26 protein-coding genes and 1 tRNA gene are annotated in these 25200 nt (G+C 50.3%); 14 read left to right on the forward strand and 13 right to left on the reverse strand.

The genetic code is table 11. From position 1 onward, the window contains the following. The first annotated feature begins 60 nt into the window (after positions 1 to 60). The 5 genes from AC5JO6_RS14955 (at position 61) to ilvB (ending at position 8697) form a co-directional block, all read left to right on the forward strand. Positions 61 to 2637 carry a tetratricopeptide repeat protein gene (locus AC5JO6_RS14955; protein WP_496081863.1) on the forward strand — a complete coding sequence of 859 codons (2577 nt, stop codon included), beginning with the start codon at positions 61 to 63 and terminating at the stop codon, positions 2635 to 2637. A 158-nt stretch (positions 2638 to 2795) separates the two neighbouring features. Then, the gene (locus AC5JO6_RS14960) at positions 2796 to 3248 is read left to right on the forward strand and encodes a peptidoglycan-binding domain-containing protein (protein WP_496081864.1); all 453 of its coding nucleotides are present in this window, start codon (positions 2796 to 2798) and stop codon (positions 3246 to 3248) included. Positions 3249 to 3342: 94 nt separating this feature from the next. Beyond that, positions 3343 to 4443, forward strand: coding sequence for a FecR domain-containing protein (locus AC5JO6_RS14965; RefSeq protein WP_496081865.1), 1101 nt, complete (start codon positions 3343 to 3345; stop codon positions 4441 to 4443). A 656-nt stretch (positions 4444 to 5099) separates the two neighbouring features. Next, positions 5100 to 6509: a glycoside hydrolase 100 family protein gene (locus tag AC5JO6_RS14970; protein ID WP_496081866.1), complete on the forward strand. Its 1410-nt coding sequence runs from the start codon at positions 5100 to 5102 to the stop codon at positions 6507 to 6509. 352 nt (positions 6510 to 6861) lie between these two features. Continuing rightward, positions 6862 to 8697 (forward strand): biosynthetic-type acetolactate synthase large subunit, encoded by a 1836-nt coding sequence (gene ilvB, locus AC5JO6_RS14975; protein ID WP_496081867.1) that lies wholly within the window; start codon positions 6862 to 6864, stop codon positions 8695 to 8697. A 61-nt stretch (positions 8698 to 8758) separates the two neighbouring features. On the opposite strand, the gene AC5JO6_RS14980 is transcribed toward ilvB, so the two are convergent. Further along, on the reverse strand, positions 8759 to 9415 hold the full coding sequence (locus AC5JO6_RS14980) for a hypothetical protein (protein ID WP_496081868.1): 657 nt from the start codon (positions 9413 to 9415) through the stop codon (positions 8759 to 8761). 210 nt (positions 9416 to 9625) lie between these two features. Here AC5JO6_RS14980 and dacB point away from each other — a divergent pair, with 210 nt between their 5' ends. Next, positions 9626 to 11149 (forward strand): D-alanyl-D-alanine carboxypeptidase/D-alanyl-D-alanine endopeptidase, encoded by a 1524-nt coding sequence (gene dacB / locus AC5JO6_RS14985; protein WP_496081869.1) that lies wholly within the window; start codon positions 9626 to 9628, stop codon positions 11147 to 11149. A gap of 159 nt (positions 11150 to 11308) precedes the next feature. Here the strand turns inward: dacB and AC5JO6_RS14990 are convergent, their stop codons facing one another. The 6 genes from AC5JO6_RS14990 to AC5JO6_RS15015 all read right to left on the reverse strand — a co-directional run bounded on the left by AC5JO6_RS14990 (position 11309) and on the right by AC5JO6_RS15015 (position 15553). Continuing rightward, positions 11309 to 11992 carry an SDR family oxidoreductase gene (locus AC5JO6_RS14990; protein WP_496081870.1) on the reverse strand — a complete coding sequence of 228 codons (684 nt, stop codon included), beginning with the start codon at positions 11990 to 11992 and terminating at the stop codon, positions 11309 to 11311. A gap of 83 nt (positions 11993 to 12075) precedes the next feature. Next, a complete protein-coding gene (locus AC5JO6_RS14995) occupies positions 12076 to 12510 on the reverse strand; it encodes a pentapeptide repeat-containing protein (RefSeq protein ID WP_496081871.1) in 435 nt (144 codons plus the stop codon). Positions 12511 to 12859: 349 nt separating this feature from the next. Next, complete coding sequence (locus AC5JO6_RS15000; protein ID WP_496081872.1) at positions 12860 to 13822, reverse strand: glutathione S-transferase family protein; 963 nt, start codon at positions 13820 to 13822, stop codon at positions 12860 to 12862. A gap of 79 nt (positions 13823 to 13901) precedes the next feature. Further along, positions 13902 to 14459 carry a VOC family protein gene (locus tag AC5JO6_RS15005; protein ID WP_496081873.1) on the reverse strand — a complete coding sequence of 186 codons (558 nt, stop codon included), beginning with the start codon at positions 14457 to 14459 and terminating at the stop codon, positions 13902 to 13904. A 98-nt stretch (positions 14460 to 14557) separates the two neighbouring features. Further along, positions 14558 to 15256 carry a pirin family protein gene (locus tag AC5JO6_RS15010; protein ID WP_496081874.1) on the reverse strand — a complete coding sequence of 233 codons (699 nt, stop codon included), beginning with the start codon at positions 15254 to 15256 and terminating at the stop codon, positions 14558 to 14560. Positions 15257 to 15379: 123 nt separating this feature from the next. After that, a complete protein-coding gene (locus tag AC5JO6_RS15015; protein ID WP_496081875.1) occupies positions 15380 to 15553 on the reverse strand; it encodes a hypothetical protein in 174 nt (57 codons plus the stop codon). Positions 15554 to 15733: 180 nt separating this feature from the next. On the opposite strand from AC5JO6_RS15015, the gene AC5JO6_RS15020 reads away from it, so the two are divergent. The 6 genes from AC5JO6_RS15020 to AC5JO6_RS15045 all read left to right on the forward strand — a co-directional run bounded on the left by AC5JO6_RS15020 (position 15734) and on the right by AC5JO6_RS15045 (position 20510). Next, the gene (locus AC5JO6_RS15020) at positions 15734 to 16825 is read left to right on the forward strand and encodes a tetratricopeptide repeat protein (protein ID WP_496081876.1); all 1092 of its coding nucleotides are present in this window, start codon (positions 15734 to 15736) and stop codon (positions 16823 to 16825) included. 90 nt (positions 16826 to 16915) lie between these two features. Then, the gene (locus AC5JO6_RS15025; protein ID WP_496081877.1) at positions 16916 to 17533 is read left to right on the forward strand and encodes a cation efflux transmembrane domain-containing protein; all 618 of its coding nucleotides are present in this window, start codon (positions 16916 to 16918) and stop codon (positions 17531 to 17533) included. A 268-nt stretch (positions 17534 to 17801) separates the two neighbouring features. Next, on the forward strand, positions 17802 to 18965 hold the full coding sequence (locus AC5JO6_RS15030) for a murein hydrolase activator EnvC family protein (RefSeq protein ID WP_496081878.1): 1164 nt from the start codon (positions 17802 to 17804) through the stop codon (positions 18963 to 18965). Between the two features lie 93 nt (positions 18966 to 19058). Next, positions 19059 to 19131 (forward strand) — tRNA-Arg (locus AC5JO6_RS15035). Positions 19132 to 19317: 186 nt separating this feature from the next. Beyond that, on the forward strand, positions 19318 to 20106 hold the full coding sequence (locus tag AC5JO6_RS15040) for an Arm DNA-binding domain-containing protein (RefSeq protein WP_496081879.1): 789 nt from the start codon (positions 19318 to 19320) through the stop codon (positions 20104 to 20106). A gap of 71 nt (positions 20107 to 20177) precedes the next feature. Further along, complete coding sequence (locus AC5JO6_RS15045; RefSeq protein WP_496081880.1) at positions 20178 to 20510, forward strand: hypothetical protein; 333 nt, start codon at positions 20178 to 20180, stop codon at positions 20508 to 20510. A 357-nt stretch (positions 20511 to 20867) separates the two neighbouring features. Here the strand turns inward: AC5JO6_RS15045 and AC5JO6_RS15050 are convergent, their stop codons facing one another. From AC5JO6_RS15050 to AC5JO6_RS15065, 4 genes are all read right to left on the reverse strand, one after another. Further along, positions 20868 to 21431: a DUF2779 domain-containing protein gene (locus tag AC5JO6_RS15050; RefSeq protein ID WP_496081890.1), complete on the reverse strand. Its 564-nt coding sequence runs from the start codon at positions 21429 to 21431 to the stop codon at positions 20868 to 20870. Further along, the gene (locus tag AC5JO6_RS15055) at positions 21410 to 21535 is read right to left on the reverse strand and encodes a hypothetical protein (protein WP_496081881.1); all 126 of its coding nucleotides are present in this window, start codon (positions 21533 to 21535) and stop codon (positions 21410 to 21412) included. Before AC5JO6_RS15055 ends, AC5JO6_RS15050 begins: the two co-directional genes overlap by 22 nt. 4 nt (positions 21536 to 21539) lie before the next feature. Next, entirely contained in the window at positions 21540 to 21947 is a 408-nt protein-coding gene (locus AC5JO6_RS15060) for a hypothetical protein (RefSeq protein ID WP_496081882.1), read from the reverse strand. 135 nt (positions 21948 to 22082) lie between these two features. Continuing rightward, positions 22083 to 22385: a hypothetical protein gene (locus AC5JO6_RS15065; RefSeq protein WP_496081883.1), complete on the reverse strand. Its 303-nt coding sequence runs from the start codon at positions 22383 to 22385 to the stop codon at positions 22083 to 22085. Between the two features lie 69 nt (positions 22386 to 22454). On the opposite strand from AC5JO6_RS15065, the gene AC5JO6_RS15070 reads away from it, so the two are divergent. Next, the gene (locus tag AC5JO6_RS15070; protein ID WP_496081884.1) at positions 22455 to 23030 is read left to right on the forward strand and encodes a hypothetical protein; all 576 of its coding nucleotides are present in this window, start codon (positions 22455 to 22457) and stop codon (positions 23028 to 23030) included. Positions 23031 to 23040: 10 nt separating this feature from the next. Here the strand turns inward: AC5JO6_RS15070 and AC5JO6_RS15075 are convergent, their stop codons facing one another. After that, complete coding sequence (locus AC5JO6_RS15075) at positions 23041 to 23394, reverse strand: DUF5615 family PIN-like protein (protein ID WP_496081885.1); 354 nt, start codon at positions 23392 to 23394, stop codon at positions 23041 to 23043. Continuing rightward, complete coding sequence (locus tag AC5JO6_RS15080; RefSeq protein ID WP_496081886.1) at positions 23391 to 23627, reverse strand: DUF433 domain-containing protein; 237 nt, start codon at positions 23625 to 23627, stop codon at positions 23391 to 23393. Before AC5JO6_RS15080 ends, AC5JO6_RS15075 begins: the two co-directional genes overlap by 4 nt. A gap of 417 nt (positions 23628 to 24044) precedes the next feature. On the opposite strand from AC5JO6_RS15080, the gene AC5JO6_RS15085 reads away from it, so the two are divergent. After that, positions 24045 to 24980: a hypothetical protein gene (locus AC5JO6_RS15085; RefSeq protein WP_496081887.1), complete on the forward strand. Its 936-nt coding sequence runs from the start codon at positions 24045 to 24047 to the stop codon at positions 24978 to 24980. Positions 24981 to 25200 lie beyond the last annotated feature (220 nt).

Genomic DNA, 25200 nt, shown 5'->3' on the forward strand with positions numbered 1-25200 from the left:
GGTGCCTCAACGCCACTAAAATTCCTTGTGCAAGGATTTCCTGATCGAACACGATTGAGCATGAAGAAAGAAGGAGAAGCTCAAGCCCCCGCTCCAGGATCGCTACAGACTGCTGGTGCATCTACAGCCACAGCAGCCATTTCAACCATTAAACAACCCTACATCAAGCGGTTTGAAGAAGCTGTGAAGCACCGTAACTGGCTCAATCTTTCGGAGTACGCACTACTTGTTGGCGCAGGCATTGGCTCATTGGCATCCGTTGCCTCCCAGCAGATTTTATTTACAGCAGCGCCTGTATCGGCATTGCTGCTGGTGAACCTGGTCAATCGGCGGCGCTTAGAAGAAACAGCGTTAGCACACACTGAATCGTCTGTAGCACAGCTAGATCAGAAGCTTTCAGCGGATCTCAGCGCACTGCGACAGCAAATTCAGGTGCTGCCTAACTTTTTAGACCTCGCCAGCTTGAGAAAATCTGTCTTGCACGAAACGGCAGAAAGTACAGCAGGGCTGTCTCAAGATGTGACCCAACTGAAACGCGAACTAGCGAAGCCTGAATGGCGTTTGCTGGCGCAAGATGTGCGCCAAATGCAAATCAACTACACTGATTTAGCTGATTCGGTGAACGCTGTAACAACCTATTTGGGAAGCTTATCTACGATCGATCGCGTTGATGAGTTGGCTTCTACACTGACCCAATTGAAAGCAGAACTGGCTCAACTGCGAGGCAACCTGCAAAAACTGGGTGACGAGCAGCAAAACAATAATCCTCGCGTCATGCAGGATCAACTGAACCATATCAACCGTCGTCTGAACACCTTACCAACGCCATTTGATGCCAGCGCCCTCAAGCAAGATGTCGATTCGCTGGTGAAGGTACTGGGCGAGATGGTATCACGGCGCGAACTGGCGCGTTTGATGACGCAAATTGAGCAAATTAGTCAGCAGCAAGAAGCGTTAGACCAGACCGTCACGCCAATCAAAATGGCAACGACGATTCTCAAAAAGCAGCTTGATACGGTCACAACCAAGCTGAATATGACCGAGGAGAGCTTTGGTCCGCTGATGGACAGTGGCTTGCTGCAACCCGATCCAGCGATCGTAGAAGGGCTAAAAGCCACGATCGCTGCTCTGGAGCACCGTTTGAATCAGTTGCCGATCGCCACTGACTTGACCCACCTGCGATCGGATATCCAGCATATGGTGACAACTCAGGTGAGTCACCTTCAACAGCAACTTGGCGGTGTGCAGCAGTTTGCCCAAACCCTGGAGCATCAGCAAAAGTCCCTACGTGATTGGGTCAATCGCCTGCCGCAGGTACTCGACTCCACCGCCCTCGAAAGCCAGGTGAAATACTTATCGGCGCGGGTCGAATGGGCGGAGAGCAACGCAATAGATGTGGAAGCGCAAGTGGATGCAGCCGTGAAGAGCCACCTGGAAGACATCGCGCAGGTGCTGCAAACCACCGAAGCCCCTGTCTACGAGTTGGTGTTTGATGTGAAGGGCGCACAACCGCAAGGGGACGCGACCGTTGGATCTAGTCGCTTACTGTTGGAGCAGGCGCTAGACAGCGCACAAGCACGGCTGATTGTGGTCTACCCCTATCCAAGTTCGCAAACGCTAGATGCAGCACTGATTCAGAAATTTAGGGAGTTTCTCGATCGCAAAGGGTGTCTGGATTTTGGCTGGGGGCACCTGGGCGACATGAGTCAGGGTTATGCGTCACGATCGATCGATCGCCGTCGTGCCCTTGACCCAACCAACAAGCAGTTTCTCCACAAAACACTCAATCAGTTGACCCAACTCAAGCGAGAATATCCCGCGCAGTTTCGCTTTAAGGTGCTCGGTACGGATGAACACTTTCTAGTGTGCGATCGCAGCTACGCCGTTTTGGGTACGCAATCTGTCGCCATCGCCAGTGCTGTTTTTCCTCAAGCAGCCGTTGGTTTACGTACGACTGACAGTGATGTCATTCAAGGCTTAGTCGATCGGTTTGATCACCCGACACTGGATGCTAAGGACGCGATCGCCTACTTCAATCGCGCCTCTACCCGCTATGACCTGGGCGATCGTTTGGGCGCGATCGCGGATTATACCGAAGTGGTGCGGATTCAGCCTCACAATGATGTGGCGTACAACAACCGGGGACTGGCTCGCTATGACCAGAACGATCGTGCTGGTGCCATAGCCGACTTTGAGCAAGCGGTGCAGCACAATCCCGAAAACTTTATTGCCTACTGCAATCGAGGGTTCGTGCGGTCTGAACAGGGCGATAAACTGGGCGCGATCGAAGACTATACCTACGCGCTCCAAATTAACCCTGACTTTGCCACCGCCTACTTTTACCGGGGCTTGGCGCGCACTCGCCTACAAAACAAACTCGGTGCCATTCAGGATTACACCGAAGTGATCCGCCTGAACCCTCAAGACGCAACGGCACACTTCTACCGGGGGCTTGCCTGCGTCAAAATCGGGCAGCGCCTTGATGCGATTCAAGACCTTCGCCAAGCCGCGCAACTGTTCTCCGAGCAAGGTGATACCACTAACTATCAGCAAACCCTTAACACAATCAAAAAGCTACACAAAACGCTGACGATCGCCACCTCAAGTCAGCCCCTGGTAACCAGCGAAGCACGATGAGCCGTCCTCGGTTTGCAGTGCTTTGTTGATTCACCCCATTGGGTGAGCCTGCCCGGTGATGGCGCTCCATCCATAGCCCAGTACTTTAGTCAGTATCAAATGGCTCTGGAGGCTATGTGCTGCCTCCTTTGTCCAGCGCTGAGTGTTACCTTGTGCCCGTGACTTCTTATCCATCGCCTCCCCAACCGCTGCTACAAATCGGCTCTACCGATGTTCAAGTCGTCGCCATTCAAAAACTGCTAACCCACTGGAACCTCTACGATGGCGCGGTGGATGGTATCTTCAGCGTGCAGCTTGAACACGCCCTCAAAGCCTTTCAGCGGCAGGTCTTTTTGCCCGAAACTGGCGTTGTAGACACGTTGACGTGGCGATCGCTCTATGCGGGAAGCCCGATCGACATGCCCATCCTGCAACAGGGTAGTCAGGGCAAAGCAGTCTTTTTGCTCCAGCAAGCGCTACAGGCTGATGGATACACGGCAGTGGCACTGACTGGCACGTTTGACCACCAGACAGAAACAGCGGTTCAAGCGTTTCAGCGGCGCAAAGGGCTAGTCGCTGATGGCATCGTAGCTGCCTGCACATGGCTGGCGTTGAGCAAAATTTCCCGCTGATGGTCACTGAGAGCGTAGATGTAAAGAGCAGTGTAAGGTTGTAGAGATACAATGCCTGTTCTTTGCTGCTTTGCGGCACTCTTCTAGCATGATCATGAAACTGACTTACATGGGTCGCTTTGGTTTGGCGATGCTGGTGGGAGTCTTAGCAGCTTGCTCTCGACCAACCACCGATCGAGCTTCAACGGCGATCAATCCTTCGACGGTGCCTTCAACGCCAGTGGTTGAAAACCCGATCGCCAAAATTATTGAAATCCAAAAGCTACCAGTCTTTGTACGCTTGCTCAACGCACCTCAAGAGCAGCCTGCGAAAGAAGGTATGGGCTTACAAGCAGGCGAAACCATTCGGACTCAAGGCAAAGCACTGACTCAGATTGATCTGATCAACGGGCTGGCGTTTCGGTTGGCTGGGGATGCCGTCTTGACGCTTCAGCCTGATAATCGCCTTAATCTCACCGCTGGTGACATGATTACCTGGGTTCAACCTGGCAAAAAGGTGCCCACAGAAATTGTTACACCTGTAGCGGTCGCTGGCATTCGCGGTACAACAGTGTTTGTCAAAATTCCGAAAGACCCTAAGGCAGGGATATTGTTTTTCGCGTGGGAAGGCTCCGTTACCGTCCGACTACCCGGTCAGACAGAAACCGTGCTGTTAAAAACAGCGGATGAAGTGCGAATTAAACCGGGCGATCGTGACATTCGTCAAATCCGTCAGCGAGTGCGGCGGCTGAGTCGGGCAGAATGGCGACAGAAACGCCAGACCGATCCGCTTTTACGCAGCTTTAAGAAAGGGAAAATGTCTACACTGTCAATCATCGAGCGAATCAAACCTGGAGAGGTGACATTAGGCGCACTCTCTGAATCACCTCTACAAGTGAAGACACTCATTGACAGTAACGCGGACATGCGTAAACAACGCGATCGCATCAAACAAAAGCTGTCTAAACGAACAGACAAACCAGGCAAACCAGACAAAGCAGACAAACCAAGAAACCCAGGCAAACCAAGCAAACCAGACAAACTAGACAAGCCAGACAAAGCCCTGAAGCTAAAGGTTGTGCCCGGTGCCCGTAAACCCGATGCGTCTAGGAACAATCATTCCAGACCAAAGGATAAGAATGATCGTGCTCCAGCAAAACCTGAAGCATCTCGAAACGATCGTGCCCATTCACATCGTCGTCAAGCTGACCCATAGCCCTGATCGACTGACAAAAGTCCTGAACGCCAACGGGGTCGCAAACACGGCTCTTGATCAAGCGAGTACTAACTGTTCAGCAAGCAACCTTCGTGGCAATGTTAGCTCTGACACTGGTACGTAGACGCATCAAGATTGTGTAATCTTTATTGTTTTCGATCAGTACAGCGCCTTTCCTCACCAAGAATTTACTGAAAATCCCTCCTGGTCGGAACTAAGCTAAGTGTATAAGTTTGTTAACAGGGTTTGCACTCACTTCAGATCACACTTGAAGGCGCTATAGACATTCCTCTTCGGTAGCAATTGTTTAGGTTAGCCATCGATCGCCATCGCAATCCATTACTTCGCGAACGTTGGCAGATTGTTCCGTTTTTAATTGGGTGCGCCGATTAAATCAGCCTACTTAGGAGTTGCACAGAAATAACAGCACAGTCTGTAGCCGTCAGCCGTCAGCCGTCAGCAAAAAGCTGATCGCTGATCCAAAAGTGTGCAGTTATTTTTTAGCCAGCTCTTAGTGGGCTTGTGCGTTGGCTAGCCTGAGTTTTTAGATGCTTCTTAGCTATTGAGGATTGCGCCTCGAATTAGCTGAGTTTCGCTGATTGTACTGACGATAGATAAACCGAATCATTAATTTAACGAGGAGCACTAGGCAAGTAATGCAAGCACCAAGCAATCTCGTCAAAGAAGCCTGGGAATTATTAGAAGACGCGATCGTATACTACCGAGGTCGCCCTGTAGGTACCGTAGCAGCACGAGATCCCTATGTCGAATCACTCAACTATGACCAGTGCTTTGTGCGAGATTTTGTGTCAGCAGCACTACTGTTTTTGATTAAAGGCAAGCCTGAAATTGTGCGCAATTTTTTGGTTGAAACACTGGCACTGCAAAGTAGCGATAAGCAAATGGATTGCTTCAATGCGGGACAGGGACTCATGCCAGCCAGCTTTAAAGTGGAATCATGGGATGGGCATCAGTACTTGACAGCTGATTTTGGGGAGCACGCGATCGGGCGAGTGACTCCAGTTGACTCGTGCCTCTGGTGGCTGCTGCTGCTGCGAGCGTATGTCAAATCTACAGGCGATATGACACTGGCGCACGAGCCAGAATTTCAAAACGGCATCATCTTAATTTTGAAACTGTGTCTTGCCGATCGCTTTGATATGTACCCCACCATGCTGGTACCCGATGGCGCGTTTATGATCGATCGACGCATGGGTGTCTATGGGCATCCGCTCGAAATCCAGGCGCTGTTTTATGCCGCACTCCGAGCCGCGCAAGAACTTTTGGCTCCTGGTCGTCGTGGTGATGTCTACATTCAGGTGGTGAATCAGCGATTGAGCATTCTAAACTTCCATATTCGGGAATATTATTGGCTGGATCTCAGTCGGCTCAATGATATCTACCGCTATCGAGGCGAGGAATTTGGCGAAGCGGCGGTAAACAAATTCAACATCTATCCCGATTCCATCCCCTATTGGTTGACAGAATGGATGCCCGAAAAAGGGGGGTATCTGGCAGGCAATCTCGGTCCGGCACAAATGGACTTTCGCTTTTTCTCTCTAGGCAACCTGATTGCAATCACCTCTTCTCTTGCAAGCGAACACGAAGCGCAGTTGATTATGGACTTGATCGAACAACGCTGGCAGGATCTAGTGGGCTACATGCCGATGAAGATTTGCTTTCCCGCTGTCGAAGACCTGGAATGGAAAATTCTCACGGGCTGCGACCCTAAAAACGTGCCCTGGTCTTACCATAACGGCGGTAACTGGCCCGTATTGCTCTGGAGTTTGGCAGCCGTTGCCCAAAAGACAGGTAGACCAGAACTCGGCTGGCGGGCTGTAGAAATGGCAGAGCGGCGGCTCAGTGAAGATGAGTGGCCCGAATACTATGACGGTAGAAACGGTAGACTCGTCGGCAAAGCGTCACGCAAGTACCAAACCTGGACGATCTCGGGCTACTTACTTGCGAGAGAGTTTCTCGAAAATCCACAGCATCTGAACCTGATCACCTTTGACGAAGATTTAGAGATGCTGGCACTCATGGGTAAAGTGCGTGAGTTGCGATAGTACAGTGACGATCGGCGGTCTCATTTTCATTGAACGCTTCATAGACATTGATCATAGACATTGATCACTGAAGCGTTAGCTAAGCATGATAGGCATCAGCCCTGCTAGCCAGCTTGAGCATTAGTGCAAAGGCTACTTAGTTAACGTTTAGTCGTTGTAGTTGTTTATGTCAGGAAATGCTGACGGTAAAAAATTCAGTCAATGAACCTCATCCTCCGCTAGAATCGGCACTACAAGCATTTGTTCTCTAAAGCGAGATGGCTCGACAGGGATCACAATCCGCACTAGACTTAGGTTCTAGGCTTCAATGCATCGTTCGATACAAATCTATTCAGGTTGATGAGGTTTTCTAGTGCAACTGCAACGTGTAGCTGTAAAGCGGGTAACTGGCGCATTCGCATTAATTGACAGCTTGAAGCGCCACGGAGTTGAGCACATTTTTGGCTATCCGGGCGGTGCCATTCTGCCCATCTACGACGAAATTTATCGGGCGCAGGCTGATGGCGGTTTCAAGCACATTCTAGTGCGACACGAGCAGGGTGCTGCTCATGCTGCCGATGGCTATGCTCGCGCTACAGGGCGGGTGGGGGTTTGCTTTGCCACTTCTGGTCCAGGAGCCACAAATTTAGTGACGGGCATTGCTACTGCCCATATGGACTCAATTCCGTTGGTAGTCATTACAGGGCAGGTTCCTAGCTACGCGATCGGTAGTGACGCGTTTCAGGAAACTGACATTTTTGGGATTACGCTGCCGATCGTGAAGCATTCCTATGTCGTCCGTGATCCCAAAGACATGGCACGGATTGTTGCTGAAGCGTTTTACATCGCCACGACGGGTCGTCCCGGACCAGTGCTTGTGGATGTGCCTAAAGATATCGCGCAGCAGTTGTTTGACTATGAACCCGTTGCTTTAGAAGATGTCAAGCTACCAGGATATCGTCCGACGGTTAAAGGAAATCCTCGCCAGATTGCTCACGCGCTGAAGCTAATCAGACAGGCGAAACAACCCTTGCTGTATGTCGGTGGTGGCGCGATCGCCTCAAATGCTCATGCCGAAATTAAAGAACTGGCTGAGCGCTTCAGTTTGCCTGTGACAACGACGTTGATGGGCATTGGCGCATTCGATGAGCATCATTCCCTTTCGGTGGGCATGTTGGGGATGCATGGTACAGCCTATGCCAACTTTGCGGTTACTGAGTGCGATCTATTGATTGCTGTGGGTGCGCGTTTTGACGATCGCGTCACAGGCAAGCTAGACGAATTTGCGGCACGTGCCAAAGTCATTCACATCGACATTGACCCTGCTGAAGTGGGCAAAAATCGAGCGCCAGAGGTGCCGATCGTCGGCGATGTCCATCACGTGCTAGTCGAACTGCTGCGTCGAAGCCAGGAGGACGGTGACGTGCGCGATCCTCAGCGCAACCGCGCATGGCTAAACCGGATCGCCCGCTGGCAAGAAGATTACCCTCTGGAAGTGCCGCACTACGCCGACAGCCTTTCCCCTCAGGAAGTTATTGTTGAACTGAGCATTCAGGCTCCCAATGCGTATTACACCACTGATGTAGGACAGCATCAAATGTGGGCAGCGCAGTTCCTGAAGAACGGTCCGCGTCGTTGGATATCCAGTGCAGGTCTGGGTACGATGGGTTTTGGGATGCCAGCGGCGATGGGTGCCAAGGTGGCATTACCCGATGATGAGGTCATCTGTATTAGCGGTGATGCCAGCATTCAGATGAATATCCAGGAGCTAGGTACGCTGGCGCAGTATGGCATCAACGTGAAAACGGTGATTATCAACAATGGCTGGCAGGGTATGGTGCGTCAGTGGCAGCAGGCGTTTTACGAAGAGCGCTATTCTTGCTCCAATATGGAAGTGGGAATGCCGGATTTTGTCAAGCTGGCAGATGCGTATGGCGTTAAAGGTATGATGATAAGCCAGCGAGAGGAGCTGAAAAGCGCGATCGCCCAACTGCTGAATCACAACGGTCCGGTGCTGCTAGATGCCCGTGTTCGCAAGGATGAAAACTGCTATCCCATGATTCCACCGGGTAAGAGCAACGCTCAAATGGTGGGGTTACCAGAACGCAAAACGTTAGAAAGAGCAGCCGAACTCATTTACTGCGGCGGCTGTGGCTCTAAAAACATCAACAACAACAACTTCTGCCCGGAATGTGGCACAAAGCTGTAGTGGAAGGGTGTGCTGCAAGGCATGTGTAGTTGTAATTAATGACAGCCCCTAGAAGGTTCTTCTAACCTGAGATCGGGACGTTCTTGAAGGCTTGCGTCTTTGGAATCAGGATGTCGATCGCAGTCGTACCTTCAGGAATCTGTATCCATACGTAAGCATCGGCTGTCGCATTCGGGTTCAGTTCGCTCACTGAAATGTTGCTCGTTGCGCGGTTGATGCGATCGACGGCTGGGTAGGTCTCTCCTGTAGTGGGATTGCGTGCGGTTGTGCTGCCAGGAAAAATCACGCCCTGGTCGTAGCTGATCGCGTCTGTCTTCGGCGCAACTCGACGCACACGAAATTGAATGTTGACAAAATCACGCAGTTTCGTATTCGGATTTTGAATGCGGTTCACAGCGACGATTTCTACCTGTGCTTTTTGATCGATCGCTGGTTGAGTGATCTGACCAGCCTGACCTGATGTGCTGCCAGATGTCTGAGGCAACGGTTGTGTTGGCTGTATTGCTGGCTCAGTACTGGGACTGGTCGTCAGGGCTGGATTCTGGTTGAGTACGCTATCAATACCCGAGAAAGCTTGCTGCAAATTGAGAAAGCGGTATGCGAGAAAGCCGCTTACGCCCAAACTCAACAGTGAAAGTAAAAAAGCCAATGTCGTCAAAAACGAAAGCCCTGCATGACCGTGCGATCGCTTGGCATAAGCATTTGATGCACTATCCATCGCTTGAGGATCTCGTGTTCTCATAGAGCAACTATAGCCGCTTGCTATAGAATTATCTGACCTTACCAGCGTTCCACTTTAACCCGTCACTTCTCCTCTATCGCACGAGAGAAATTTTGGCGATCGCGCTGACCGACGCTGGAACTTTAGCAGCACCGAGACACTCAAAAAGGATAGCTTAGACTCTTTAACCTTTTGCAACTGGACTCTATGAATGTTGCTCTTGACTATCTCAAACGCGCTCTAGCAGCCTTACTGCCGACTGCTGGCGTGTTGATAGCAATAGGGTCTGCCAGCGCTGCTCAACCGTTGGCTCAACCGAACCCACGATCGAGTGTCCTGGCACAGGCAGGTGCAACCGATGCCGTTTGCCCAGCGCAGTTAGGTGGTGCGATCGATCGCATCACCAAACGTACGTCTTTGGCTGGCGTGCGTTGGAGCATTTTAGTCCAAACGCTTGGCGCTTCCAACAAGACGCTGTTTGCCAGCAACGCCACAACTCTGTTGATTCCAGCCTCTAATAACAAGCTGCTGACAACCGCAGCAGCCCTCAAAGCGTTGGGTGCTCAGTATCGCTTTCGCACGACTGTGTATGGCGATCGCTCTCAACCTAACCTGACGACCTTACGCATTGTTGGAAATGGTGATCCCAGCTTGACGACATCACAGTTAGTTACCCTCGCCCAACAGTTAAGCCAGAAAGGGGTGCAGCAAGTAGAACAACTGATCGGCGACGATACTTACTTTCGCGGCGCTGCAACGAATCCCTACTGGGATGCCAGCGATACGCTACAAGGATATGGTGCACCAGTCAACAGCCTGATGTTGAACCAGAATGGCATTGGGCTGACGCTCTTTCCACAACGAGTTGGACAACCGCTGCGAGTGCAGTGGGATGATCCAACGGATGCAAATAGCTGGCGCATCAGCAATCAATCGGTGACGGTTTCTGCCAGCGGTAGTGAATATGTGGATGCAGTACGCGGGACAAACCAGCGTCTCATTCAGGTGAGCGGACAGCTTCGCGTGGGATCAGAAGCCGAACCGATCGCCGTTTCTATTCCCAACCCTGGCAATTATTTGATCGACAAATTTCGCACCGCCCTGACGAATGCTAGCATTACGATTCAACGCTCTACCGTCGTCAAAACCACGCCTGCGCCACTAGGACAACTTGAACTGGCGGCGATCGAGTCTGCTCCCCTGGCTCAGCTTCTAATTGAAACCAACCGAGAAAGCAACAACACGTACGCAGAAGCACTGCTAAAGACGCTGGGAGTCACACGGTTTCCTGGCAGTCAGGATGCAACGGTAAGCGGCATTGCTGCTGTCAAAGCAGCTCTAACGCCATTGGGTGTGAATCCGGCTGGCTATAGCATGGTGGATGGCTCAGGACTGGCAAACCGCGATCGCGCCAGCGCAGCCGCCCTGGTGCAAACCCTTCAAGCGATGGCACAAGCTCCTGACGCAAAGGTATATCGCAACTCTTTAGCGATCTCAGGCATAAACGGCACCCTCAAAAATCGCTTTCGCAACACAGCAGCACAGGGCAAGCTGCAAGGTAAAACTGGCACCATTTCAGGCGTAGTTGCCTTATCTGGCTACCTCACGCCACCCAATCATCCCGATGTCGTATTGAGCCTTTTAACCAACTATTCTGGTGCTTCTACAACAACTGTTAGAGGTGCCGTGGATGAAATTGTGCTGGTGCTGACACGGCTGCGATCGTGCTAGAGAAGAAAGGCTAAAGGCTAAAGGATGAAGGATAAAAGACCAGCTAAACCCGCGCGGTGCTCAAGCAGTAGTAAACATTTACATGCAGTGCGTAAATCATGCCGATTAAACCCCTGACTCCTACCTCCTGTTCACTGAATCATCGGTCTAACGCGTTGTTCAAGTAGGAACCGTCAACGGTTGACCGTTGTTTTCTGGCTTGAGGCTGAGCAAAAAGGGAACCGCTTTAGTAACCCAATCTTTGAGTGCAGTGTAATTGGCTGCATCATCGCCGTAGCAGATTTCTAACATTTCGGTGTGAATGATGCCAGGGTTGAGGGGAATAGCCGCCATACCAGGAGGTAATTCTTGAGCAAGGGCACGCGTCAAGCCCTCGATCGCCCATTTAGAGGCACAGTACGAGGCGACGTTTGGTGAGGTCGATCGCCCCCAACCAGAACTTAGGTTCACAATAATGCCCTGTTGCTGAGCGATCATGGCGGGCACAAAATGGCGAATCACGTTCACAACGCCCTTAATGTTGATGTCAATTAACGCCGAAAAGTCCTCAGAAGGAACTTGCCAAAGGGGAGCAAGCGCATTAATAATTGCCGCGTTGTTAATCAACAGATCGGGCGCTCTTTGAGTTGCAAGCACACGTCTTGCCCAGGCTTTGACCTCAGCTTCATTGGCAACGTCGATCGTTTCAAAGCCGTGAGGAGAACCGAAGCGCTGGCGTAGCGTTTCGATCGCCTTGTTAGAACGAGCACAACCCAGAACTGTATGACCGTCTTTGACAAAGCCTTCAGTTAAAGCTAAGCCTAACCCACGACTTACGCCTGTAATGAGAATCAGTTTTGGCATCCGCTCCTGCTTGTAACGCTTTGCTAGCCAGAGTGGTTACTTGCCTGATCACTCCAAACTAACAACCAACGACTAAAAACGACTCAATCTCCACCCACGCTGATGCCGCTACCTTGAACGAGTGCGCCCGTGATGTTAATGCCAGTTAAATTCGCACCAGTGGTTTCAGCATTGCTCACATTAGCGCCCTTCAAATTGGCATTTTTAAGGTTTGTCAGGTTCAGGCTAACGTTACTGGCAAATGCACCTGCTAGATTAGCATTCTGCAAGTTGGCTCCGCTCAGGTCTGCGCCTTCGAGATTGGCGTTGGTTAGATCTGCGCCTTGCAAGTTAGCATTTCTCAAATCGGCACCCGTCAGATGGGCGGCTGTCAGCGTGGCTCCAGCTAAATCGCAGCCAGCGCACGATCGCGTTTCAAGCAAGCGTTTAACGTGAGTCGGGTTTTCAGCCCGTGCTGGCATTGCGAATGCTAGAGCAGCGAATGCTAGACCAGTAGAAAGAAGTTTAACGTTCATCATTTGCCTCCTGGAAACTGAAGTGTCAGTTGGCTACTACATGAGAAAAGGTACAGAAATCGGAATCAACTCAGGTTTGTGTTCATTAAACCCAGATTTGAATCACAGCACTCACGACAGGAACATCAAAGGGGTTTAAGAGTCTTCGTTGAAGAACAGCCCTGCAAAGAATGACTGTATGTTTTGTCAGTAGTAACTTGTGCTTTTTTGTACAACTGCTCATAGGTTGACACAGTGAGCGACGATCGCCCTCTGACCAAAGAATGAACTGTTAAAGCCATAGGAAGGAACCGTAACAGCTTCCTATGCCATCGGTTGATTCAAAGGCGATCGGTCTCTCTTTATTCTCGCGCTAAAAACGGGCGCGATCGTGGGGTTCGTTAAAGTTAATGAGTGGTCCTTTCGGCACGATCCGGTTTGGATTTACCTGTGTTTGGCTCATGTAATAGTGACGTTTGATGTGATCAAGATTGCAGGTGTCTTCGATGCCGGGATACTGGTAGACATCCTTCAGATAGTTCCACAGATTCGGGTAGTCAACGATGCGCTTCAGGTTGCATTTGAAATGTCCGTGGTACACCGCATCAAACCGCAGTAAGGTTGTGAATAGGCAAATATCGGCTTCAGTCAACTGATTGCCGCAGAGATACCGCTGCTGCCCCAACACCGCTTCCCAACGATCGAGGTGCTCAAACAATTCCGTCACGGCTTCTTCATAAGCTTCCTGAGAGGTTGCGAAGCCTGAACGGTAAACCCCATTATTGACGGGCATGTAAATGGCATCGATTGTCTGATCAATCGTTTCTTGCAACGCTTGCGGATAGAAATCGGTGTTGGGTTTAGCGATCGCTGCAAACTCGGTATCAAACATCCGGATGATTTCGCGCGACTCATTGTTGACGATCGTCTGCGTTTGCGTATCCCACAACATGGGTACAGTGATGCGCCCAGTGTAGTGCTTATCGGCTTTGACGTAGATCTCTTGCAAGAACTGAGTGCGATTGACCGTATCAGGAACAGCACCCGGTGCGTCTGAAAAGCCCCAACCTTTGTCGGTCAAAATGGGATCGACGATCGACAGCCCGATCGCGGTTTCCAATCCCTTCAACTGACGCATAATCAACGTCCGATGCGCCCACGGACATGCCAGCGAAATATAGAGGTGATAACGTCCCGCTTCTGCTTTGAAGCCACTGGAACCATCCGCCGTAATTTGGTTCCGAAACGTCGTTGGCATTCGGTTAAATTTGCCCGTCTTGTCGCGCTCAGTCCATTCAGTCGTCCATTTGCCATCCACCATCATTCCTAGTGCCACGAGATACCTCCCTTAAAAGTGTTGAGTTTTGAGTAATGCTTTGCGCCGTGTTGCTAGAGAGTTTTGAGTTGATGAGCGGTCAGCGGTCAGCAATCAGCTTTTTTCTAACCACTCCTTCTGCCTTCTGCCCTCGTTCGACTGAGCGCTCACGCCAAAGTCTGCCTTCTGCCCTCTCACCAAAGCGTTCTAGCTCACGGGGCAAATTGAGCGATCGCGTCACCGTTCGATGCTCAAATTCACCCCACGCGTCACGCGGCACACACCAGAGAATTTCAAAGCCATTGCCATCTGGATCTTCACCGTAAACAGACTTTGATACACCATGATCGCTGGTACCCCGTGCATACCCAGTTTGCTGCAAAACCTGAGCGGCAGTTGCCAGAGCTTCAATGGTCGGGACTGCCCATGCCAGATGGTAGAGTCCGATCGTGCCAGATTTGGGTACAACGGCGTTTGAGCCAAGTGCAATCAAACCAAGATCATGGTGATTGCTGGAACCTGCGGCGCGTAGGAATGCCATTTGTTCCCGTATGCGATCGACCTCCTCAAAGCCGAAGACCGTTGTGTAGAACGTGAGCGATCGCTCCAGATCGCGGACAAACAGCACCGCATGATTTAAGCCTGTAATTGGAATCATGGTGTCACCTCTAAATTGGTGATGTTCTAGGCATCTTTTTCCTGTTTGGTAGGGACGTTACGTGTAACGTCCCTACGGAATGTTGCGTCTCCACCGTGTTATGCCAAATCAAACAACAGAATTTCTGCATCGGTACTGGCATCAAAGACCAGCGTGGTTTCGTTGCTAATGGCAGCCGCATCGCCCTTATCAAGAGTCGTACCGTTGAGCGTTACTTCGCCCTGCACAATTTGTACCCAGGCATAGCGATCGGCTTGCAGAGCATACTCACGTCGCTCACCGGGTTCTAACAGAGTGGCGTACATTGCCGCCTTTTGATGCAGTTTAACCGCACCATTGGTTGCGTCACGGTTTGCCAAAGCTTGCCATTGACCGCGCTTGGTTGCCGCCGGAAACTCTTTTTGCTCGTAGCTGGGCGTGATGCCTTGTTGTTCTGGCAGAATCCAGATTTGCAGTAAGTGGAGCGATTCTGCGTTGGATGGATTGAACTCGCTGTGAGTAATGCCTGTGCCAGCCGAGAAGCGCTGAATACCACCTGCACTCACCGTCTCGGTGTTACCGATACTGTCCCTATGAGCGACAGCACCAGAAACAACATAGGTAATGATTTCCATGTCCCGATGAGGATGGGTTGGGAAACCAGACCCAGGGTCGATCGTGTCTTCATTAATGACCCGCAAGCTACGAAAGCCCATATGCTGCGGATCGTAGTAGTTGGCGAATGAAAAGGAATGGTAGGAGTTCAGCCAACCGTGGTTAGCGTGCCCCCGATCGTCAGCCTTACGAACTGTTAACATAGCGTCTTCTCCTGTTGAAACATACTAGGACATACATTTCGCATGCAAACAGAATAACACATTGATCGTTTGAATGCAAACTGTCTTTGCGCCTGTTCTTGAAACGAAGTTGGCTATCAGCTATCAGCTATCAGCTATCAGCCATTGGGCTTGTCGCTGCATAATGACTCCTGACTCCTGACTCCTGACCGCTGACTCCTGACCGCTGACCGCTGATTGCTGACCGCTGACCGCTGACCGCTGACCGCTGACCGCTGACCGCTCTCGCTCTAACTCACAACGATCGACGCTTGCCATCCCTCGTTCTCGTGATGTTCTGCTTTTATTTAAAGGAATTGTGAGAAGTCTTGTCGTTTTACGCTAGGTTTATGGAAGGTTAGTAGAATCTACGGATTACTAGCTTGCTCGTTTTATTGTAAGAATCGCGCTCGGCTCCCTGTTTGTTTGGATGGGTACTGGATTTCAGGAACTTGAGCCATGCTTGACACAGGTCAACTCCAACTCAGCGGCGATGCTCTTCTGTGGTTCAGACAGGGGCTTGCAGCGGCTGCGACTGAGGCTTACACGTTGGCAGTCGCAAATTACGATCGCGTCATTGATGTCAGACCCGATTTTTACGAAGTTTGGTATGAACGTGGCTTAGCGCTTGAAAAGTGCGGCTCTTATGTAGACGCGATCGCCAGCTTTGATCGCGCCCTCAGCCTGCGACCCAAAGGCGATGCATCGGTGCAAATTTGGCTCGATCGCGGTAATGCGTTGCAATACGGTCTTGGCAGCTATGCAGAGGCGCTCGACAGCTACGATCGCGTCTTGCAGATTAACCCAAGCCACGAAGAAACCTGGCAAAATCGAGGGAGCGCGTTGCTGTATGGGTTGAGCCTGCCCACAGACGCGATCGCCAGCTACGATCGCGTGCTGCACATTAACCCAGACAACTATCTAGCGTGGCGTAATCGTGGGAACGCGCTGGTCGAGCTGCACCGCTACACAGAAGCGATCGCGAGCTACGATCGTGCCCTAACCATCAAGCCAGATGACGAACTTTCTTGGCAAGCCCGCCAACTGGCATCCGAGCGATCGGGTCTAAGCTATCGACCGCCAACCACCAATCCAGCCTGGTATGGCAATGGTTTCAGCGATCCGCCGACGTTTATCGACGGTGACGTTGACACCCACGACAGCTTTACCGCCGAGCCTGATACCGATGATGCTTACGGACGCTCTCAGGGAAGACCCTTCCTGGTCATTGAGGACGATCGCGGCAAGCGCGACCTGATCTTAGAGCGTGATCAATATCAATTAGGACGCGATCCAAAGAGCGACATTTGTCTGCATTCTCAGTTTGCGTCCCGACATCACGCCATTATCACCAAAATTTTTCAGTCCGATGGCAGCTACACCTACCAGATTACCGATGGCGATTTGGACGGTAAGGCTAGCACCAATGGGCTACTCATCAATGGGCAGAAGTACCGCACGTGGATATTGAAGCCCGAAGATGTCATCGTGTTTGGTCCTAAAGTAAGAGCAACCTATCGTTCCTCTGCACCGGGAGCGAACGATCGCTAACGGTCGCTGCCTCAGCATGCACTATAGGGAGATGTCATTGACGCATGCTATGCCAATGCCTGTACACTGAGAACTCAATTGAGAGACGCGATGTCTGACCATTGCTGCCAAAAAAAATCTAGTGAACTCAAAAAGCTAGCCAAGCAGCAAGGGAAAGTTTTATGGATCGTACTCAGCATTAACGCTGTCATGTTTGGCATTGAGTTGCTTGCAGGGGTATGGTCAAACTCGTTGGCATTGACAGGCGACTCACTGGATATGTTGGGCGATGCGATCGCCTATGGTAGCAGCCTCTACGTTATCAACATGGGCAGCAAGGCTCAGGCTCGCTCTGCCGTGCTTAAAGGCGGCATCATGTTTTTATCGGCTGTCGTTGTTTTTGCAAGGGCTGTCTATCAACTTGCCTTAAGTACACCTCCAGAACTCAGAGTCATGAGTGGTGTTGGGGTGATCGCTCTTTGTGCTAATTTAATTTGCCTGTATTTCCTCACGCGGCATCGCAACGACAATATCAATATGTCTTCCGTGTGGCTCTGCTCTCGTAACGACATCATTGCCAACACCTCTGTATTGGGTGCAGCGGGGCTAGTTTATCTGACGCACTCGCCTTTGCCTGACATCGCGGTTGGCGTTTTTCTTGCCTTTGTTTTTGCAAGGTCAGCAGGCTCAGTGCTCTCAGAATCATGGCAGCAGTTGAAGTCGGCATAACTGAGGCTGAACACCATACTTTTCAACGAGCTGTTGATGCTCGTGTGCAAGTGTCAAGGTTGAGCAACAAATGTCCGATTCCCGAAAACGAGTTTTTGAGTCTCATTTCTGAATGTTGAGCGCTCGATCGTGGGTATTAGAAGGTCACATCTTGCGATCGCCCTAAGCATTTCTTAATTTACTTTCGCCCAAGTCGTCATTGTAGTCATAATGGTGTCTTGTTTGACTACTCTGCTGGTTCCTGGGAATGCTGCTCCGTCTTGAGACCATGAAAATACTGACGGCACCAAAGCTGGTTTATCGGTTGCTGGCAGGTTTGTTCTGTTTGTTTTTTCTGGTGGGTGTGATCGCTGTGAGTCAACCTGCGATCGCGCAGGGCAGTTCAGTGCAAGACTTGCAGCGGCAGCGGCAGCAAATCGAGCAGCAGCGATCGCAAATCTCCAAAGAGCACGATCGCCTGAAGAACTTAGAAAAAGCAGCGCAGGGAAACCTTCAAGGACTACGCCAGGGCATCAAAGCCACTGCTAGCCAGATCAAAACCAGTGAAACGCAGCTACAAACAGCAACGGCAAAACTGCGAGCATTAGAAGTATCGCTAGTAGAAGCAGAGCAACTCTATCGACAGAAGCAGTTTTCAACCGTCGCACGGCTGCGGTTTTTGCAACGCCAACAGACCGATCGCGGTTGGGCAGTGCTGCTCCAAAGCCAAAACCTGAACGAGTTTCTCGATCGTCGCCACCAACTCAAACGCCTTTATAAAGCCGATCAACGGTTACTGAGTAATTTTAAGCAAGACACCGATCGCATCGATCAACAGCGCAATCAGGTGGAACAACAGAAGAATCAAATCGCCCTGCTCAAACAAGAGCTTCTGGCACAAAAGGCAGAATTTGAGGCACAGGCAGGGTCACAGCAAACGATGATTGAACGCTTACGGAGCGATCGACGTGCCTTAGAGGTTGCCGAGGCGCAGCTGCTGCAAGATTCTCGCAACATCGGGCTACTCATTCAGCAGCGCGTTGGTAGTGGTGGTGTGGTCTTTCGGGGTACAGGACAAATGATCGCGCCCTGCCTGGGCGAAATCACCAGCGGCTTTGGCTGGCGGACGCATCCCATTCTCGGTTATCAGCGCTTCCACTCTGGCATTGATTTTGGCGCTGATTATGGCACCGCGATCAACGCTGCCGACAGTGGTACCGTCATCTTTGCAGGCTGGTATGGTGGCTATGGCAATGCCGTCATTATTGATCACGGTGGCGGCATTACAACGCTCTACGGTCATACCAGTGAACTCTACGTCTCTGAAGGGCAAACAGTGCAGCGCGGACAGGCGATCGCTGCCGTTGGCTCTACCGGACTTTCTACCGGACCTCACCTGCACTTTGAAGTGCGACAAAACGGTGACCCCGTTGACCCAGCAGCGTACCTTTAGAAAAGTTAAAGGGTGCAGGCTAAAGGCTTAATATTTGACTTTAGACTTTAGACTGTAGCCTTTCCAACAGTGCTATACTCGCGGAAGAGACAAGGGCATGTAGCTCAGTGGATAGAGCATCAGGTTCCGGTCCTGAGGGTCGGGGGTTCGAATCCCTCCATGCTCGTAGAGATTAAAGCCTTGAAACGCAAGTAGTTTCAGGGCTTTTGCGTTTTTGGGTGGGTCTCGTTTTCTGCTTTGCAGGCACGGACGATCGCTAAATTTTGACCTTTTTTGAGTTGTTTGTCCCTTTTATTGGGGTAAACTTGGGGTAAACTATAGAGCATAAGAGTTTACCCCAATCGATGTCGTCATGATGCAAGCCCAAGACGCAAAACATAAGGCTCGTAAAGGCTCGGCTCAGATTAAGGTCTCCAATGAGCGCTTACAACTCGTTTTCAGCGTTGGTGGGAAACGACACTATCTTTCTACTGGCTTTTCGGATACCCCTGCGAACCGCAAACTGGCAGAGATGAAGGCGCGGCAGATTGAGCTGGATATTCTCTCTAACAATTTTGATCCGACGCTGGCTAAATACAAACCCCAGCCAATCCCTACCCCAATTACCCCAGCACCAGTCGCACAACCAGCACTGGATGAACTGTGGGAGCAATATACCGAGTTCAAGCGTCCTAGCCTGTCGCCGAATACGCTGATAAAAGAATTTGCCACGACTAGACGGTGTATTGAGCAGTATCTGCCGACGAAAGCGTTGGCTGACGCGATCGCCATTCGAGACTGGGTCGTGGCAAACCGTAGCCCTGATGCTGCCAAACGCTTTCTGACTCAGATCTCTGCTTGCTGTCATTGGGCTATGAAGTCTGGCATCATCTCCCACAATCCCTTTGATGGCATGGCGTTAGAGGTGAAACTACCCAAGAACCGTGCAAACAATCGAGAAAAAGAAATCGATCCTTTTACCGCAGAGGAACGGGATGCCATTATTCAAGCCTTTGAGCAGAACCGCTATTACCGGCATTACGCATCGTTTGTGAGCTTTTTATTCAAGACAGGTTGCAGACCGAGTGAGGCGATACGTGCGATTGCACAGGCTTTGCCACCGCGCTTCAGTGGAAGCACATCAGTCACGATTTTTGCTTAATTACGTTTGAGCAATCCGTTATCGTTTCTGGAAGTGGTTTAATTTGCAGACAGGGACTCAAAACGCAGGAGTTGCGTAAGTTTCCAGCCAATCGATCACTCCAAGCTCTACTTAAAGCGATTCAGACTGAACGGCATGATCCAGAGGCGCTAGTCTTTCCCAGTCCCAAAGGCAAATATATTGACTTCCACAATTTCCGCAACCGAGCCTGGTCAAGCATCTTGCAAACACTGCCTACTGTTCGGTATCGGAAGCCCTACCAAACTCGCCATACCTTCATTACGCTGGCGCTGGAAAATGGTTTGGAAGCAAAAGATGTCGCCCGACTTGCTGGGAATAGTGCAGAGATGATCTATAAACACTACGCAGGCAATAAACGAGAATTGTCTGTTCCAGAGTTTTGAGATGTTGATCCTTCAACCGGACAAAGGTGGGAAGCAGCAAGGGATGCAAGGCTCTGTCGTTTTATCTTGACACTACTACCGCTTCCCAACGCTGCTTAGATTGCACTCTTACCACTCCTGGCTGCGCTCAGTGTTTTTGCTTTTGACCAAAGTCCGGAGCTGGAACTCGAATGCTTTGAGCACCCATACGTGTGAAGGAAGAAGACTATAATCCAAAAAGCTTTCCAGGAAGGGGGCTTTAAACCCAACTACTTCTTCTGATAGTCAAACGTACTCCCTATTCCTCTAGTAATTTTCTGGAGACGGTAAAATCAAAACATAAAATCACAGAGACATTTTAGTTTAAAACCGTTGAATTTAAGGTTCTACTCCGACTATTCCTACGAGCGATCGGTAAATTTCTACCATTGCCAAAGTGTCTAGTTGACAATAAGCGCAGAGGTCATTAGCCAGCCCTTGCTTCTCCGTTTGGTTTGTGCAGGGAATCATCGTTTCCCAAACGGTCTGTGCCTGATCGCCTCGCTGAATAGTTAAGGTTTTGTAGCTCAAGGATGGCACGAGGACTGGCAGGACATTTTTGATCGAAGTCGAGCCTCGGCAGTCAGGATGCTTGTAGTGATGCTTGAAGATGTCTTCGAGATCCCAAAGTCGGGTCGCGATCGACTCCAATTGAAATGCATAGGCAGGGAAGGCTTGAGCCAATTTTCGCAGCAGGCTCGCTTCAAAGGACTGGTGGTAGACAATGACGGAACCAGCAGGTGCAATGTCGCTGACTAATGCGACAACGAGCGGCGCTCTTGAATCGGACGTGTCGGTGTGAAGGTATTCGCGATGTTCGACCTGCCCCTTTGCGTGGAGGATGTGGCAACTGTACTGGAAGGGGAACTGCTCGTAGGGTTTTAACCCATCAAATCTAGGAATGGCAGGGTTTTGTGCCTCAAAGTCAAGAAGTGAATGGGATAGGTGAGTTCGGCGAGATTGGCAGCGATCGCGGCTCTATCCACGGCAGGCTGATGGCTGAGCACGCTATCAACGTAGGTACGCTGGTTTTCTGACAGAGGGTAGCTGGGTGACAGGTCGGCGGTCACGGAGTGTGTGCGAAGCACGTATTGCCAGCACCCCTTGAGTAAGTAGTGCGTCTTTTTTCTTCCAGTCTAGGCGAGGGATGGTAAAGATCGAGACTTCAGGGACGTGCTGCCAGCAAGTTTGCGTGAACGGGCAAGGGTTGGGATTGGCACAGTGTTTGCCGATGGCGATAGCCTGTGCGTCAGCACGCATCACCAGTGTTAGTTCGAGGTTTTCAGTTAGGGTTACCTTAAATTGCTCCAGTCTCTTGGGTATTTCAGGCAGGAGGCGATCGACCTCTGCGGTGATGTCCGCGACCGTGAAGAGGTTTGCCAAGTCTGGAAAGACGCAGGTCTGAGTGTTAATATGCATCAACTTGGTTCCACTGATGGCTAGCCCCGCCCCAGTCAAGACGTATTTTTGAAGGGCTAAATCCCATTCATGCTCATCTTTAACCTTGCTGAAGGATTTGACTTCAATCAGTTCCTAGGTGCCTGCTGGAGTTTTTTAGAGAATGTCGCAGCGGATGAACAAGCTATCGAAACTGAAGGTGACTTCAAATAGACAGGCGGCTCTAGCGGCGATCGCCTTTTGAGTTGCCTGCATTGCTTCAGTTCCGCTTCCCTCAATCGGTTGCCCAGCGGGAAATTGCTGACGGGCGTATTGCTCCACTTCGTTGCCCTGGTCAATGATCCGCTGTTGGGCTGGAGCTAGGGCAGTGGCTCGGTGTGGCTCCTGCACTTCTAGCCAAAGCTGCTTGTGGCATTGCAGCCCGCTCATGAAATTGGTTTTTGACAGGATGGCAGCCATACTCTGTAGTGAGGTGTTTTGAGTCTCTGTTCAGAGTTAGGGTGCCCGCTTCAGGAGGCTTGCGCTTGAATGCATGAAAACTTGTTGGGGAAGTATCTGACGTTGCAGGAGTTTTGCACCTGTACGCAGACGTACCGGAAGTATGATGACCGCATTGACCCGTACCCGAAAAACCTGGAGGAGACGCTTCCAGCGTTGGAGGCTTTGTGTCAGCACATCCTTGATCCGGTGATTGACCACTTCGGCAGGGAGCGGTTTCAGTTGACCTACGGGTTTTGCTCGAAGGATCTGAAGCGGTTTTTAAGCCAGAAAGACCCAGAGACGGGGATCAAAAATGGGCGAGTTGATTCGAGCCGAGATCAGCACATGGCACATGAGGTGAATCGGAATGGCAGGTATTACTGCGATCGACTCGGTGCTGCCTGTGATTTTCAGCTTGTGGGGCTGGAGAGCGATCGTCTCGTAGAGTGGATTCTGGAGCAGCGCTTGCCGTTTGACTCGCTGTACTACTACGGGGATGATCAACCCATCCACATCAGCTACAGCCCGAACCAACGGCGAGATATTTGGGCATTTACTACCAACAGGATGCCTACGAGGAAAGGGCTTGAGCCGTGGATAGAAGCTGTGAAGCGATTGGACTGAAATGTTCATTTTACTGATGAACAATCACAGAGTCTCGACTCAATTCGATGTAAGTGTGCTGGGAGAGCAGGTCAAGAATGGTTGATAAGTTTGTCCAAAAAAGCCTTTCCAACTCTGAGTTTTTGATGTTCCCTGTTGTCACGAGCAGAAGTTTATAGGGCTGCTGCACGGTAAGAAAAGAATCGACAAAATCTGAGTCTTTGGTAATGACAACTCGTTCTTGCTGAAGGGAAAGTGCATTAATGCTTGAGTCTGGAGTCGCATTTTGCTGGGGAAGTTCTCTGGTGTGGATGGTGTCATGTCCCGCTTCTTGAAGCAGTCGGGCTGACCGAATGGGAAGTTGAGCATCGACGAGAAACTTCATGATGCCAGTTTGTAGATGCTTTTGACCTGGCTCAGGCGGGCAGCGAAAAGGAGGACAGCAAAGATATCGTCTGCTTCCAAATCGTCGTAGTCAGCCAGAATTTCTTCAGTCGTCATGCCAGAACTGAGAAGTTCAAGGATGAACTCAACATGGTAGCGCAACCCACGAATGCAAGGTTTGCCATGACAAATATCTGGATGATGGGTGATGCGCTGCAATAAGTTGTTTTCCACGGTTGACTTGATGTTGATGGGGCATTTGTACTGAGACGCGATCGCAAAGACCGCTCCTCCAGTCTAAATCCCATAGCCTCTGTGCTGCCTGTGATGTTCGGATTGCGGGACTGGAGGGCGATCGCCCTAGCTCATGGTTGAACACTCCACCTTAACAGATTGATACTGCTAGCCAAAAAAATCCGTCTAGCTCGTAAGAATTTCGTCCCAGGCGTCTTGTCGATTTACAAAATAGCGTTTAGAATAACGATTAAGCTAGACGGGCTAGCCAAAGCGGTATTCGTCCTGACAAGCTTGGTATGTTGCAAGAGAGTCACGTCGCCATATGTAGCGTACCAATCTGAAGAACAGTCTTTAAAACGCTCTAACTAACATTTTTGCTTGTCTGGCAGGTTAACTAAATTGAGGAAACTAGTTATGACTAATGCAACCCCTAGTGGGAATAGTAACGGTGTATCTAAGTCTCAGGAGAGCGCATCTGATGGTTCTAGACGCAGAAGTATCCCTCACCCTCGTTACACACTGAGACAAGCTGAAGAATTAGCCAGACAAGCCTTTAAGTTAGGGGCAAATAAGCGTGATCAAGATGATGTTGCTCAAAAGGTTGGATACACAGGCGTTAAGAATGGAGCTTTCAGGGGATTACGGGCTACCGCGAATCAGTTTGGACTGATTGAGTATGAGGGGGACGATTATCTCTCAGTTTCAAGCAAATGGATTAATGCTTTTCACACTGAAGACGATAATCCGGAGCAACTTACACAAGCAAGACAAGAAGCAGTTCTTCTGCCAGACCTCTACAAGCAGTTGATTGATCAGTATAAAGACCATCAGCTACCAAAGCTTGACAAGTTAGCTCGCGAACTATACTTAAATCCAAAGCATGGAATCCTCAAAGAAGCCGCAGAAACAGCCGCTCGTGTTTTTCTTGAATCGATTGACTATGCAGGCATGATTGACTCAAATAGAAATCTCAAAGTTGCTACTTCACAGGGTAACGGTGAGACGCTTACAGAGAAAATTAAAGAGCTGCCTTTAGAAGAAGAAACGAGGACTAATCAGACTAGAAGTCAACAACCTAACGCTAGTAATTGGACTTCTTCTCAAGTCTCTAAATCAAGAACAAACACTGCTCCAGAAACAAACCCTTCTGAGCTTGAAGGGCTAGATCGACATGAGTTTACCCTTTCTAATCATAGAAAAGTATATCTTTACGTACCTGTTCCACTACCTGCTGGGGAGAAAGAACGGCTTAAGAAATATCTTTCTCTAATTACCGACTTTATTTTAGAAGAACCTCAGCCTCCTTCGCCAAAAAGCACCGCTCAAGATGAGAAAGACTATTGGCAATGAAACTTTCTCAATTCTATTGGAATGTACTCAGCGGATGCAAGTTGATTGCCTAACCTAAGCTTATTTGTCGAGAACACCATGAACGTAAAGGATAATCAGTCTGACTCCCAAGAGAGTACACGAGAGACTCAACCCGTAACTCAAGATCCAGTAAGTTCATCTGTTGGTAGTGCTACACAAGTAATGATGCATTGTAGTGATGGATGAAGTACCAAATGGC

Source organism: Tildeniella sp., from assembly GCF_059505325.1.